Below are 14,612 nucleotides of genomic sequence, written 5' to 3' on the forward strand. Positions count from 1 at the left end.
TTCCGAAGGAGGAGATAGTTCATGAACAAAAAGAAATTCGAGGTGCGGATCGCCCCGGATGAGTGCAAGGGGTGCGAACGGTGCGTGATCGCCTGTCCGCGCAACGTCCTGAAACTCGGAACCGCGTTGAACAAACTCGGCTTCCCGTACGCAGTGCGGACGGGTCAGGAGTGCATCGGCTGCGGCGGCTGCTTTCTGACCTGCCCCGAGCCGGGAGCCATCACTGTCGTCCAGATTGAAAGCGAGTAGAATTTATGGAATATACGAATCGAATGCTCCTCAAAGGCAACGAAGCCGTCGTCTACGGCGCGCTGCTGGCGGGATGCGAATGCTTTTTCGGCTACCCGATCACTCCGGCCAGCGAGATCGCCCATACCGCGGCGCGCTGTTTCCCGAAGCTCGGGCGCACGTTTCTGCAGGCGGAATGTGAAATCGCCGCCATCAACATGGTCATGGGCGCCGCTGCCAACGGCCGGCGCGCGATGACCGCGAGCTCCGGGCTCGGGATCAGCCTCAAACAGGAGGGAATCAGCTATCTCTCCGGCAGCGAGCTGCCCGCGCTCGTGGTCGACATCATGCGCGGCGGCCCCGGACTCGGCAACATCGGGCCGGAACAGTCCGACTACAATCAGGTCGTCAAAGGCGGCGGACACGGCAGCTATCACTGCATTGTGCTGGCGCCCTCGTCGGCTCAGGAGATGTGTGATTTCCCCCGCCTTGCGTTTGAACTCGCGGAAAAGTACCGCATTGTCGTCTATCTGCTGACCGACGGCGTGATCGGCCAGACGATGGAAACCGTGACGCTGCCGGAACCGATTCCCGCACGGGTGAAAGTTCCCGAGTGGGCGCTTGACGTAAGCCGTCCGCGCACGAACATGATCAGTTCGATCTATCTCGAACACGACGATCTTGAGGCGCTGAACCGCAAGCTCCAGGCCAAATACGCCGCGATCCGGGCAGCCGAACAGCGCAGCGAGGAGTACCTCACCGACGATGCCGAAATCGTACTGGTCGGCTACGGAATTTCCGGACGGCTCTGCCGCTCGGCGGTCGACGAGCTGCGCGCGAAAGGAGTCAAAGCGGGGCTGCTGCGCCCGATCACGCTCTGGCCGTTCCCGGTCGACGCGATCCGCGCGCTCAAGCATGTCAAACAGTTTGTGGCGGTCGAAATGAGCGACGGCCAGATGATCGACGACGTGAAACTGGCCATCAACTGCGACCGCCCTGTTCACCTCGTAAACCGCATGGGCGGCAACATCGCGACCATCGACGAGATCGTGAATCGCACCATCGACGCCGTCGGCGCGCAGGAGGCATGAGATCATGGAGAAAGAGAAGATTCTTTACGGCCGTTCCAACGGCTTTTTCCCGAGTTTTGAGCGTCGGCCGGGGCCGATCAAGACCAATATGCACTACTGCCCCGGCTGCGGACACGGGATCCTTCACAAGCTCATTGCCGAGGCGATCGACGACTTTGGAATCAAGGACAAGACGATCATCATCGCCCCGGTCGGCTGCGCCGTGTTCAGCTACTACTATTTCGACTGCTTCGGCATTTCCGCGCCGCACGGGCGGGCGCCGGCGGTCGCGACCGGTCTCGCCCGGGCGAATCCCGAAAATCTTGTCATCTCCTATCAGGGGGACGGGGATCTCGCGTCGATCGGGTTCAACCACATTCTGCAGGCGGCGAACCGCGGCGAAAATCTCGCTGTATTCTTCGTGAACAACGCGATCTACGGCATGACCGGCGGCCAGATGGCGCCGACCACACTGCCGGGACAGAAAACCCAGACCTCTCCGCTCGGGCGCAGCGTCACAAGCGAGGGGTATCCGCTGAAAGTCTCCGAGACGGTCGCGGCACTCGACGCTCCGGTCTACGTCGAACGGTGCGCGCTCTCGACGGTGCAGAACATCCGCAAGGCGCGGCACGCGATCCGCAAGGCGTTGACCAACAGCATCGAACGCAAGGGCTTCTCTCTGGTCGAGCTGCTCTCGGGCTGTCCGGTCAATTTGAAGATGAATGCGCGGGACATGAACGAGTTCCTCGACAACCAGATGAGCCGCTACTTCCCGCTCGGCGTCTACAAGGACACGGCCGACAGCCGTGACCCGATCAGCCGTCCGACCGGCATCTACGAGCCGCAGGCGGTGCGGGAGCTGCTCTACCCGGTGCGAGTCGCGGACGGCGTGAGCGAATCGTTCCGCAATCCGTCCCGCATCTTCCAGTCGGAACGGCGGATCAAACTCTGCGGCTCCGGCGGTCAGGGCGTATTGAGCCTCGGCTACATGCTTGCGACGATGGGCAAGCTGCGCAACTTCAACGTCTCGTGGCTGCCGAGCTACGGGCCGGAAATGCGCGGCGGCACCGCAAACTGCTCGGTCGTGCTCAGCCGCGATTCGATCGGCTCGCCTCTGGTCAGCAAGGAGTGCAATCTGCTCATCGCCCTGAACGGTCCCTCTCTGGAGAAGTATCTGCCGACGCTGAAACGCAACGGAATTCTGCTCTACGACGAGTCGAACGGCTCCTGCCCGGACGAGGTGCTCGACCGTGTGATCTACACGCTGCCCGCCTCGGATCTGGCCAAACAGCTCGGAGACCTGAAGTATGCAAACTCCGTGCTGCTCGGCGCCGTCGCGGTCATGATGTGCGACCTCTTCCTCGATGAGGAGGACAAGGCCGACTTCGACCGGGTCTTCGAAGAGGCGATCATGGATTGCTTCCACGAAAAGGAGCACGTGGTCAAAAACAACATCAAGGCTTTTTACATCGGAAAAGCCAATGCAAGGCGGATCCGCAACTGAAGTGGGAAACCGGCAACCAACACAAGGAGAAACGGCATGGAAGCTCTGGAGACAATTCTGTCCGCAATTGTGGTACTGTTCCTTCAATGCGCGATCGGAGGCCTGACACTGCGTCTCGGGTCAAAAATCACCAGAGCCGAAGTGACCTGGCTTCAGGCGTTTCTGATTGCGCTGGGGGGAACACTGGTTGCTCTGGTTCCCTTCGTCGGCTGGATTGCGAGCTGGATCGTCATGTTGTGGCTGCTGAACAAGTGGTGCGACTGTGAACCATTCCCGAGCGGAGTGCTGCTGATTCTGGTCTCCCGCCTGCTCCAGATTGTTCTCGGCTTCAGCCTGAGGATTCTGTTGTCCTCTCAGACCGTTTAGCCGCATAAAGGAGAAAAACAAACTATGTCAACCGGAGTGTCAATCCTCGTTGCATTTCTGCTTTACGGGGTGTTCGGATTCCTCGTATTCTTTCTCGGATCCCGGCTTTCGAAGCCGGTGCTCTCGTGGAAAGCGTCGCTGCTGCTCGCCGCGGTTGTGACCGTTTGCGGAGTGGTCAACATCTTCGTTCCGCTCTGGGCGGTGCTGTTCGCGCTGATCGTATCGCTCACACTGCTCATTGCGGTATTCCGCTGCAAGGTGCTCGCAAGTCTGGCCATGACGGTGGTGAGTCTCTTTGTCCCGGCTCTGATCATCGCCTATTTGAATTTTGCGCTCGGAACACCGACGGCGTAGCAGCATGGCGTGGCTTGAAGCAAATCTGCAAATGCTCTTCTTCTTCGTCACACTCGGCGGACTGCCGTTTGCGGCGGGGACGCTTCTGCTGCGGTTCGGGGGGAAGTTCTTCGGCGTACGCATCCGCTGGTCGCAGGCTCTGGTACTCGCAGGAGTGATGGCGCAGGGATTTCTTGTGCCGTTCTTCGCCGGAACGGTCGGCGCGGTATTTCTCGCCGCGCTCCTCGTACAATGGTTCGGCATGAAATTCTGGCGGGGGGCGTTTCCGCTGACGGCTTCGGTCTGGATTGTGAACGCGCTTCTGCTGCTCGCGACCCGGCTTGTTTTCTTCCACCACCTCTGAGAGCTCCCGGGGCTTTTTCCGGTATTTCATTTGAATTTCCGGGGAAATGGATTTATTATAAGAAAACCACCTTATGAGGGAGAACAACCATGAGCAACGGCGACGGAATGAATTACGCACCGGTCGGAAAACCCGCACCGGTCGTGAAACCCGGAGAATTCACATTTGCGGCGATCGGCCTCGATCACGGCCACATCTACGGAATGACCAACGGCCTGAAAGAGGCGGGCGCGACCTTGAAATGGGTCTACGACCCCGATCCGGCCAAAGTCGAAGCCTACCGCAAGCAGCATCCGGAGGCTGTCGCCGCCGAATCCGAGGCACAGATCCTCGACGATCCCGCCGTGAAACTTGTCGCGGGGGCCTGCGTGCCGGGTGACCGGGCCGCGCTCGGAATCCGTGTGATGAAAGCCGGCAAAGACTATTTCACCGACAAGGCGCCGATGATCTCGCTCGAACAACTCGATGCGGCAAAAGCCGCCGTCCGTGAAACCAAACGCAAATACATGGTCTGCTACAGCGAACGGCTTCAATCCGAGAGTGCCGTCTACGCGGAACAGCTCATCAAACAGGGAGCCATCGGCCGGGTTCTGCAAACCATCGGGATGGGGCCGCATCGTCTGAACGCCCCCTCGCGTCCCGCCTGGTTCTTTGAACGTGCCCGCTACGGCGGGATTCTCTGCGATATCGGCAGCCATCAGATCGAACAGTTTCTGTTCTACACCGGAGCGACCGAAGCGCAGATCGTTTCGAGCAAGATCGCGAACTACAACCATCCGGAGTATCCGGAACTCGACGACTTCGGGGACGCCACTCTGATCGGCAACAACGGCGCAACCGGCTATTTCCGCGTCGACTGGTTCACGCCAGACGGTCTGCGCTCCTGGGGTGACGGCCGCACGTTCATCCTCGGAACCGCAGGATACATCGAACTGCGCAAATATCTGGATATCACCCATGAGAACGGAGGTGACCACGTCTTCTGGGTCGATGGCTCAGGTGAGCACTATTTCAACGCGACCGGGAAAACGGGCTTCCCCTATTTCGGGAAACTGATCCTCGACTGCCTCAACCGCACCGAAAACGCCATGACTCAGGAACATGCATTCAAGGCGGCTGAACTCTGCATCCGCGCCCAGATGCAGGCTGTCAAAGTCGAATAACCTCCTAACCGCGCACCAGAGAGCCGGATCTGCAGAAAGGGTTCTGCCGGGCCGGCTCTTTTTCTTCGTTCAGAGCAAAGTCCGCACGATTCCAGACCAAGGCACTCCCAACGCGGTCAACACATGCAACGCCAGGGCGGCATACTCGCCTTGATTTTCGGATCCCTGCAAGAGGAAAAAGAAAAGGAGCGCTGCAAAACCGTGAGATTCTGCAACGCTCCCTGGTATCTGGTCGAATCAGAAGCGGATTATTTCTTCTCTTCCTGCTTTGCGGCAACCTCTTTGACGGGCGCCTCCTCGAGATGTTCCATCGCTTCCTGATCGACCAGGGAAACCTGGCCGGAAACACGCCCGTCGTCGAGCGGGTTGTCAATGCGCGCTTCCAGATCCCGGAACAACTGAATCGTATCCTTTGTGCCGCCCCAGAAGAACCAGACCGTCGTAATGACACCCGCGATCGCCGGGATCAGGAGGGTCGTGATGTAGAAGTAGTAGCTCCACCACTCCAGCGGCCATGGATAGAAGAGATTCCAGATCACAACCAGAACGAAAGTGATGCCGAGCTGATAAACCAGCGAATACCCGAACACCGACCAGGCGATGATCCGATCACCGAGCGTATACTCCGGCGTGATGCCGATGAGTTTGTTCCAGACGTTCTTCCACGTCCACTTGGAATGAATTTTCTTCTCGACCCCGTCGAGGTTGTAGATGCCGCGATGCAGCAGCCGATCAAGGTTGTAGGGCCCCTTGTAAGTGACCAGCGAACCGATGACGTAAGCGGCAATACCGGCGAGCATCGCGATGAAGTAGATTTCAAATGAATTGATCGGGAACTTCTCCGGCGTCATTTCCCAGACGATGTAGGGTTCAAACGGTGAAGAGACCGTCGCCAGGAAACTCCCGACGGACTCATCCCACCCCTGCGCAACCAGAAACGGATAAATGTCCTGCGCCCAGTTGCTCTGCAGATAAATTCCGGCGATGGAAATTCCGGATCCCGCGAAAATCGCGGAAAAGGCCCCGGTCGTATTGCCGAACCGGCTGTAGAGACCGCCGATCATCACCGGACCGGCCCCGCCGAGCCAGATGGAACACATGATCGTCGTAAACATATTGATGTAGTCGATCTGTACAAACAGCAGACTGAACATCAGGAAGAACACCGCAACCCCCACCGAGCACAACCGGAGCCAGAGCAGATGCTGCTTCGGCGTGAACGGCTTCTTCTTGAACGGCATGATCACGTCCTGAAGAATCGTACTGGACGCATTGAAGATACGGGAGTCGTCGGTCGAAAGCACCAGCATGATCATCAGAAGTCCGAAAAGACCGAGCATACCGACCGGGAACGTCTTGCGCAGCGTGATGGTCATCATCATCTGCTGATAGATCGTGCGGAACTTCTGGAATGTGAAGTTTCCGTCCCCATCGCGCCCGACCGCATCCTGCACAGCGTTGAACACCGGAGTATCAAGATTGTCAACACGCGAAAGCGGCGCATCGACGCCGATCTTGTGGTGCTGTGCCGGAATCGCCTGGACAGCGGTCACGACTTTGGCGCGTTCTCCGGCATCCGGAATCGTCTCAAGGGAAACCTTGTCCGCAAGCGTATCACGGATGTCTTTCGCTCGATCCGCATAGGAATCATGGTTCATGATCGTAATGACCATGACCGCGATCACCATAAGCATCACATAGGCAAAACCGTTTCGCCAGGCGCCCAGAATGCCGGCCATCTTCTGCTCGTGCGGCGTACGGCCGGAGTTCGTAGTGTCGTTTCCGAACCAGCTTGCGCGGTTCAGAACGGTGGCGAAGAGGTTCACCACCAGAGCGAAAATATTGAAATCACGCAATTTGGAAACATCATACGGATTGAGGAAACTCTCCCCCGGCGCACGGTCCATCATGGTCGGAGCGATCGCGCCGTCCCACGAAACGTTCAAAAGAATGTAGCCGACAATGATCACAAACACCGGATAGCAGAGCAGCCCCTGAAACGTATCCGTAATCAACAGCGAAACCCGGCCGCCCGGCCAGATACAGACCATCGCCATCGTCATCAGGAGCACGAGAATGATTGTGAAGCATGGAATCGAAAGCCCGAAAATCGATATGCTGTGCGGCAGTCCGAGAAAGTAGATGAAAAAGTTCACCGCGATCGCCGGCCCGAGCGCATTTGTGATCATCTCGGAAATCGTGCGCAGCGCGGAGGCGAAAATTCGGAACGCCCGGTTGTAACGCATTTCAAGGAACTGGCCGAACGAGAGCGCCTTCGTCTCACGCCAGCGGTAGACGCAGTAACCGGTCAATGAAAAGATGACCCCGAGCGGAGCAACCAGCTTCCCCCAGAAATCAACTCCATAGCCAGTCTGGTATTTTGCTTCGCAAAGAGCAACCAGCGTGATCACACTCAATCCCGCCGTCAAATCTCCGACCGAGATCACGTAACGCCCCGCAACACGGCCGGCTGCGAGAAAATCCACTACGCCGCGGACATATTTGCCCGAGTAAATCGCCAATCCCAGAATCACGATCACGGGGATGATCATGATACACCAATCGATCCAATGCATTTCCCTTTAAATCCTCTTTTCATTCAGGTTGATCTGCGCTCTTTTTGCAGGGAATCCCCCCCTGCTCTGCAACTTCGGAACATGAATCTCTCTGTACTACCGCCCCCTTTTCAACCTGAATCGCGCGACATGGGGGTCCTCAATTCCACGTCTGCGCTCCATCGAAAATTTCACGCCAAAAAAAAGAAATGACCTTTCCCGTCCAGTCGCCCGAACGGTCAAAGTCGTAAATGTCGCTCCCCCAAGCTTCCGCTCCCGGGCATATTGGCGTAATATATCATGCAAATCTGGAAAATTCAAGTATATGCAAAAAAACCGGGCATCCTGTCGATTTCCGGATCGACGGATGCCCGGAATATAGAAGCCTCAGCCCTTGACCGCTCCCGATGAAAGCCCGCGGATGAACAGCTTCATGCAGAAAATGAAGAGCACCACCAGCGGAATCGATGCGATCGTGTACCCGGCCATAAGCTGCCCCCAGTTCTTCGTGTACTCTCCCTCCAGATGCAGCAGCGCCACCGAAATCGTCTGAAGATTCGTATCGCGCAGGTAGAGCAGCGGAGAGACGAAGTTGTTCCACTGGCCGATGATCGAAAGAATTCCGAGCGTGCCGATAATCGGCATCGACAACGGCACGACCACATGCCAGATCTGATAGAACATGTTCCCGCCGTCGATCTCAATCGCATCGAAGAGATCCTGCGGAATATCCTCAATGAAGTTCCTCAACACGAAGATGTTGAACGCCTGCCCTCCCGCAATCGCCGGAATGATCAGCGCAAAATGCGTGTTGTAGAGCCCGAGCGACGTGATGAGCTTGAACATCGGCACCATGTTCGCCACGGACGGATACATCATCAGAATGATGAAGATCCCGAAGAGGAACTTCGATCCCGGCATCTTGTAACGGGCGAAGAAAAACGCCCCGATGATCGCCACCACCAGCGTCAGCACCGTCGCGGTGATCGCGACGAACGCGGTGTTGAAGATCGTCCCTCCGAGGTGATTCCAGCTGAAGAGATAGTTCTCCCAGTGGAACGGCGCCTCCGGAAACCACGGATTGCGCGAGAACTGCATGTTGTCTTTCAACGAAATGTTGATCATGAGATACATCGGCACAAATGCGAAAAACAGCACCACCAGAATAAACAGATGTTTGAAAAATTCAACGGTTCTGGATCTAACTACACGGGCCATCGTCAAACTCCTACTTTCTAACCCGAACAAAACGGTTGTTGATCAATGTCAGGATGAGAGTGACCACAAAGATCACAAAACCGATCGCACAGCCGTAACCGAACAGTCCGCGCGCAAACGCTTCGCGGAAAATCATCAGCCCCGGAACCGTCGCAATGCCGCCCGGTCCGCCGTCCACGCCGAGGAACAAATAGATGTTCTCCCAACTCTGAATCGTACCGATGATCATCAGAATCAAATTGATTCTGACCTGCGTCATGATGAGCGGCAGCTCGATCTTGAAGAAGACCGTCAGCGGCCCGGCGCCGTCAATATCCGCGGCCTCGTAGATGTCCTCGCTGATCCCCTGAAGCCCCGCCAGATAGATCAGCACGCCGAACGCACCCACCCAGGGGAATCCCATGAACACCAGCGACGGAATCACGAGCCGCTCGTCCGAAAGCCACTGAATCGTGTCGGTCGGAGAGATGAAGCCGAAAATCCGCAGCAGATTGTTCAGAATTCCACTGTTCGGCTCGTAGAAATATTTCCAGATCAGGATGCCGACCATACCCGGGATAATCATCGGAATCACAAAGAGAATCCGGTAAAGGTATCCCATTTTGTCGCTGATTACGTGGTGCAGAACCACCGCGACTATGATCGGCAACGCCATCTTCACAATATTCGCCACAACAAAAATCGTCACCACGACAAAACTGTGCAGCAGCGACGAATCCCGCCACATGCGCACGATATTCTGAAATCCGACGAACTCCTCGACCGTATCGCCGTCCCAGCGGTAGAACATATGCCACATGCCGTTCACGATCGGATGATAGTTGAACACCAGCACCAGCAGCAGCGGAACCGCTATCAGGAGATAGGCCGGCCAGTAGTAACGCAGTTTTTTGAACGGAACCTCAATCGCCATTTTTGCCGTACTCCTTCAGCTTCCCGAGCTCTTCCATTAACTGTATATTGGCATCCACCGCCCGGTAACGGCTGACAATGCCTTCGAGGTTGATGTTCGCACGCAGCAGATACAAACCGATTTCAGAGGAGTCGGATTCCGAAAGAGCGACTCCGACCGCGAGCGCGGAACGGGTGCCGTCCATGCTCCAGAGATTCCGCTGCACGCCGTAAGTGGCCTCCCGCACCTCATCGATGATCTGCTCCCTGTCGTTGAGGAAGTCGTTCCAGAAAAACGCTTTCGGATCTTCCGGCTGATGAATGATGCTGTTTTCCAGCCGCTGCAGAGCGAGCCGGTTCGAGAGCGTTCCAATCGAGGTGAACGGCGAAGATATCGCCGTGTGGCTCGTATTGGTCACCGGCTCGAAATCTTTCATCACCCCCTCGTATTTCACCTCCTTGAGCGACGACATCCATTTGCAGTGCTCCACCATGACAAGCTGATTGATCTTCCAGCTCGTGAGGAACTGCAGGAAATCGAGCGCCAGCTCGAAATCACGGGTCTTTTTCGGGATGCCGAATCGCCCCTGGATTCCGCTGCCGAGCTCGGTGATCCGCCCGAACGACTTTGCTCCGAGCCGATGTTTCTTGTCCAGCACCGGAATCTGAATCACTCTCACCGGGAACGGCGCATTGTTGATCATGCTGTACGCATTCCAGGTTCCATCGATGAAGAACGCCACGTTCCCGGCGAAGAAGAGGTATTTCGTCTGTTCCAGGTCGATCGCGGGGAAGCCGTCGGCAAAATACTGCCCGATCTCCGTCACAACCTCGACCGGTTCGAGCAGCCGATCTTCGCTGAGTTCGCCGCTGTTGATCTGCCGGAACAGTTCCCCCTGCTGGACTCCGTATCCGTATTTGGACCCAGTGTCGGAAAGATCCGTTCCCAGCTGCGAATTGTAGGTGCTGAAAAGCTGTCCGATCGTCCCCTTGTCGAAACCGCGCACTCCGATCGGAATAATCGGCCGCTCCTGTGCCAGACCATACTCCTTGAGTTTCCGGCAGGCCTCGAGCCAGTCGGTCAAAGTATCGGGCAGTTCGGTCGTCCCGGTCGCCTCTTCGTAAAGTTTCATGTTCACATAGAGCCGGGTCGTGTGCATGAATGTGCAGACCGAGAAAAATTCGCTGTACGCCGTATCGAGAGCGCTCAGCATATCGTCCGCAAAACTTTCACGCCAGCTCATCTTCTCCAGCGGAGTCCCCTTGTTCCACGGATTCGGACTGCCGATGTACGGCGAGAGAGCCGTAAAATACTGATTCAAAATGTCCGAGCTGCCGGTCACCTCCAGCACATCAGCCGGACTGCCGCCGATGAGCTGCGTCAGATACCACTGCGGATATCCGCGCACCGGAATTGCGACCTGCCGGACTTTCACTTTCACGCCCTGTTCGGCTTTGGCTTTCTCGTACTCGGCGATCGCCGCGTCGATTCCCTCGCGGAAACCGTCCTCAAGCTGCCAGTGTGCGATGGTAATCACCCGCGTGTCCGGGGAAAAAACCACCGACATTCCGCCGTAATTCCGAATCACCATCACGACGGAAACCACATAAAACAGCACGGCCAGAATAATCCCGAGCTTCTGGAATCTTCCGGCGTTGTAGACTTCGTCTTTGTTCTTGTCGCTCATTTTCCGCCCTCGCCGAGTTCCTCAAGGAAACGCTGAGCGACAGCAGCCTGCCCTGAATACGGGTAACGCTCCAGATATTCCTTGTAATATTTGACCGCCAACGGTTTGTCGCCGATTTTCTTGTGGTAGAGAAACGCCAGACGAAAGAGTCCGCTGCGATTCTCGCTCGGATTTGCAAACCCGATTTCATACCCCTCCTGCAGATGGCGGGCAGCGGTTTTGTAGTCATTTTTCAGACGGATGTACTCGTATTCCGCCAGCAGATGAATCGGCGGCAGAAGTTTCGGGTCGCCGGAAAAATCACGGAGAAAGGTCTCAAGCTCCTCGAAAGCCGCCTCCTGTTGAGCGGGATCCTCGAGGCGTTCGCGAATCAGATAGAGAAATGCGTTGCGGGCGGCGGAACTGCCCGGCGCCATCGCCATAACCTTCCGGAAAATCTTCTCATGGTCGTATCGGTCACCGGCGTCGCCGTAAAGTTCCCGGCGCTCTTTCATAAGCTGGGCGGTCCGGGCGAGTGCAACGCCAGCCTCAAGCCGATAGTCGAGCGGCATTTTCTCGTTGTAGAAAAGTTCCGCCAGGGTCAACTGCCCGCGACCGATATCCTGCCGGCTGCGGTCATACAGATCGCAAAGCCCGGCGACCAACTGTCCCTCCGGCGTATCCGGAATCTGCCTGGCCAGCTTGCCGGCCAGCGTGTAATCCATGGCCGCATACGCCTTCAAAGCCTCGTGCGGCGTATTCCTGCCTGTTCCGGACCCCTCTGCTCCGACGACTCCCGCCCCCGCAAGAGCCACGGCCAGAACCCACAATGGTTTGACCATCGCACCTCCTTTGATCCCGCACCCGGCGGAACCGTTGTTTACACCAGTCCCCGGGGATCCCCCTCGCCCCGGACGATCTTGCTCAACATATTTTTAAACCATAGTACGACCTCGGCAAAATGTCAACGCCGTCCCCAGAAAAAAAACGATTTTTTCCGGATTCGGCGACGGGCCGACCCGTTTCAGTCATCAACGGCATATCGTTTGACTATATAATGTTTCAGGTAGCCGGTCAGTTCGACCCGGCGTGGCGGCGGCAGCGCCGGATGCTGTTCCACGATGGCAAGCAATTCGGCGGCCGTCGGAACTTCATCGCGCCCGATCAGTTTGCGACGGCGCAATCGGCGCAACAGTCGGCGGTACTCTTTCTGCAGTTTGCGCTTTTCCGGCGTCAGATGGTCGGATGGACGCCGCTTCCGATGATACAGCAGCATCCGCAGGACAAAACCGATTATGAATCCCGTCAATCCGCCCCAGAGCGGATGCGTCACCAGATAGACGGCCCAATCCCAGCTCAGCAGCAGAATCGCCATGGCGCCGTCGGCAAAATGCCCGCGCCGCAGACTGCTCAGAATCTCGAACCAGGAAAGCCGCAGATAATCGCCGCGGCTGGCGATCCTCTCCTGCCATGAATCCGGGCGGGGCGACGCCGCGGTCACCGAGGGCGGCGTCGTATCGACGATCACCCATTTCCGGTTCTGCCGGTCATATGCCTCCACCCAGGCATGGGCATCACCATAACGGGCGATGAAATACTTCCCGGACGGATGAGGCTCATTACAGATGAAGCCGCTCACATACCGGGCGGGGACTCCCGCACTGCGCAGCAGAAGCACGGTCGCGGACGCGAACAGCTCGCAATGGGCCCGACGCCGCTCCGTCAGGAAGAATTTGACCGGATCACTCGGTCGCCACCACTGGCGGAACCGGTTGCGTCCGCGCCTCTCAACAGCGCCCTCCGCCAGGCGTCCCGCAACCCGCATTCCCATTCGGACTCCGGGACGCCGTGCCACCCCCCGGTCCGCCCCCGGCGGGGGACGGCGAAGCGGCCGTCGCCGGGCGGATCTTTCGCGCACGGGTTCGGACTTCGGCCCCTGCCAGTCGAGTGAGTACTCGAAATTCTGATCGAAATACTCCTGAAGTTTCTGGAAACGCTCCGCATCGGTCGTGCACATTGCCAGGCCGAGCTCGTCGACAATCCCGTTCAATACGGGCTCGATTTCACGAGGGACTTCGAGAAACTCCCGACCGGGCCGGGCGGGCTGCTGCATGGCGGTCTCCCCCCCGGACGTTTCAGTGAAGACCGTGTATCCGCCCTCACGGACAAACTGCTCGACCTCAATGTGCCCGTCCCGGAATCGCAGCACGCGCGAAGCGATCAGCGACAGAGAAACCAGATCTCCGGGGACGGCCAGAACATTTCCCAGCAGCGAATCATCCGGGTAAATATCCCAGCGGTTGCCGGTTTTCTCCATGCGGATGACCGAATAGAGCTGCTCGGCGGAGAATGAGCCGTCCGAAATCGTCGTTGCCAGCGGAGTGCCAAGCACCTCCTCCAGACTGTGCCATACACCGCGCTCATAGCGGTGGAACGAGCGGCTGCGCAGATATCCCGGAGCCGTCTCCCCCACGGCCCGCAGCGCAACCCGGTCGGACATGGTGAAGAATTCCGGCGGCATCGCAAGCATGAGGTTCGGGGAAGCCCCCAGTTGCATGGCACTTCCTCCGGATTTGTAGAGCTGCCGGATGCCCACGCGCAGCAGGGCGTTTTCGAGACTGCGGAACATGTTCTCATTCCGCCGGTACTCTCTGAACTCCAGTACGATCAGTCCGCAGATTCCGGCGAGTGCGATCATCAACAGCCCGAACCGGCGCCAGTTGCCCCGCTTCGCCCCGGAACGGCTCGCAAACAACGTCGCCAGAATCGACGCCCCCATCGTCGCCCCGAAAAACCAGGGGAACAGAACCAGAAGCCGGGAGGCCTCACTCTCCCGTTCCGGAATGAGTCCGTCGAGCCGGATATCTCCGCCGAGACCGAACGAAACCATCGCCGCCGCCGCGGCGATGCCGATCACATGTCCCCGTCGCCGGAAACCGGCGGCGAGCGCCCCGAGATAGAGCACGAACGGCACCGACAGCGCCGGCCGTGAGAAAATCGCCATGAAACCGAACCGGTCCTGCTTCATCGGAGCGAGATAATTCCCGAACAGCGTGAGAGCCATCGCCAGCACCGTCAAATAGATGACGGAACGGTCGCTGATCCGCCAGCCTTTCGATTTCAACGACGAGAACACCAGCAAGATCACTGTGATGACAAAGACATGCGGCAACTCCGTGATCACACTGAAATAGAATGCCGCCGGCAGCAGAATCGCGGCCGCCCACAAAACGATTTTCCTGGATTGATCCAT

General features: G+C 57.6%; 13 protein-coding genes. 7 read left to right on the forward strand and 6 right to left on the reverse strand.

All coding sequences use genetic code 11. The features are described from left to right. Positions 1 to 21 precede the first annotated feature (21 nt). The 7 genes from Q0J85_RS04610 (at position 22) to Q0J85_RS04640 (ending at position 5,028) form a co-directional block, all read left to right on the forward strand. Positions 22 to 249 (forward strand): ferredoxin family protein, encoded by a 228-nt coding sequence (locus tag Q0J85_RS04610; RefSeq protein WP_294478639.1) that lies wholly within the window; start codon positions 22 to 24, stop codon positions 247 to 249. 5 nt (positions 250 to 254) lie between these two features. Next, positions 255 to 1,319 carry a 3-methyl-2-oxobutanoate dehydrogenase subunit VorB gene (gene vorB, locus Q0J85_RS04615; protein WP_294478641.1) on the forward strand — a complete coding sequence of 355 codons (1,065 nt, stop codon included), beginning with the start codon at positions 255 to 257 and terminating at the stop codon, positions 1,317 to 1,319. Between the two features lie 4 nt (positions 1,320 to 1,323). Further along, positions 1,324 to 2,802 carry a 2-oxoacid:acceptor oxidoreductase family protein gene (locus Q0J85_RS04620; protein ID WP_294478643.1) on the forward strand — a complete coding sequence of 493 codons (1,479 nt, stop codon included), beginning with the start codon at positions 1,324 to 1,326 and terminating at the stop codon, positions 2,800 to 2,802. A 36-nt stretch (positions 2,803 to 2,838) separates the two neighbouring features. Beyond that, positions 2,839 to 3,168: a hypothetical protein gene (locus Q0J85_RS04625; protein WP_294478646.1), complete on the forward strand. Its 330-nt coding sequence runs from the start codon at positions 2,839 to 2,841 to the stop codon at positions 3,166 to 3,168. 24 nt (positions 3,169 to 3,192) lie between these two features. Continuing rightward, on the forward strand, positions 3,193 to 3,522 hold the full coding sequence (locus Q0J85_RS04630; protein ID WP_294478651.1) for a hypothetical protein: 330 nt from the start codon (positions 3,193 to 3,195) through the stop codon (positions 3,520 to 3,522). Between the two features lie 4 nt (positions 3,523 to 3,526). After that, positions 3,527 to 3,865 carry a hypothetical protein gene (locus tag Q0J85_RS04635; protein ID WP_294478653.1) on the forward strand — a complete coding sequence of 113 codons (339 nt, stop codon included), beginning with the start codon at positions 3,527 to 3,529 and terminating at the stop codon, positions 3,863 to 3,865. Positions 3,866 to 3,954: 89 nt separating this feature from the next. Further along, on the forward strand, positions 3,955 to 5,028 hold the full coding sequence (locus Q0J85_RS04640) for a Gfo/Idh/MocA family oxidoreductase (RefSeq protein ID WP_294478655.1): 1,074 nt from the start codon (positions 3,955 to 3,957) through the stop codon (positions 5,026 to 5,028). Between the two features lie 248 nt (positions 5,029 to 5,276). On the opposite strand, the gene Q0J85_RS04645 is transcribed toward Q0J85_RS04640, so the two are convergent. The 6 genes from Q0J85_RS04645 to Q0J85_RS04670 all read right to left on the reverse strand — a co-directional run bounded on the left by Q0J85_RS04645 (position 5,277) and on the right by Q0J85_RS04670 (position 14,612). Further along, positions 5,277 to 7,604, reverse strand: a complete 2,328-nt coding sequence (locus Q0J85_RS04645) for a hypothetical protein (RefSeq protein WP_294478656.1) — start codon at positions 7,602 to 7,604, stop codon at positions 5,277 to 5,279. Between the two features lie 366 nt (positions 7,605 to 7,970). Then, the gene (locus tag Q0J85_RS04650) at positions 7,971 to 8,801 is read right to left on the reverse strand and encodes a carbohydrate ABC transporter permease (RefSeq protein ID WP_294478659.1); all 831 of its coding nucleotides are present in this window, start codon (positions 8,799 to 8,801) and stop codon (positions 7,971 to 7,973) included. Positions 8,802 to 8,811: 10 nt separating this feature from the next. Further along, positions 8,812 to 9,714 carry a carbohydrate ABC transporter permease gene (locus Q0J85_RS04655; RefSeq protein ID WP_294478661.1) on the reverse strand — a complete coding sequence of 301 codons (903 nt, stop codon included), beginning with the start codon at positions 9,712 to 9,714 and terminating at the stop codon, positions 8,812 to 8,814. Then, positions 9,704 to 11,380 carry an ABC transporter substrate-binding protein gene (locus tag Q0J85_RS04660; RefSeq protein WP_294478662.1) on the reverse strand — a complete coding sequence of 559 codons (1,677 nt, stop codon included), beginning with the start codon at positions 11,378 to 11,380 and terminating at the stop codon, positions 9,704 to 9,706. The genes Q0J85_RS04655 and Q0J85_RS04660 overlap by 11 nt, the downstream gene beginning before the upstream one ends. Next, entirely contained in the window at positions 11,377 to 12,201 is an 825-nt protein-coding gene (locus Q0J85_RS04665; RefSeq protein WP_294478665.1) for a hypothetical protein, read from the reverse strand. Before Q0J85_RS04665 ends, Q0J85_RS04660 begins: the two co-directional genes overlap by 4 nt. Before the next feature lie 182 nt (positions 12,202 to 12,383). Continuing rightward, positions 12,384 to 14,612 (reverse strand): transglutaminase family protein, encoded by a 2,229-nt coding sequence (locus Q0J85_RS04670; RefSeq protein WP_294478668.1) that lies wholly within the window; start codon positions 14,610 to 14,612, stop codon positions 12,384 to 12,386.

Source organism: uncultured Victivallis sp., assembly GCA_944389935.1.
Taxonomy (GTDB): Bacteria; Verrucomicrobiota; Lentisphaeria; order Victivallales; family Victivallaceae; genus Victivallis.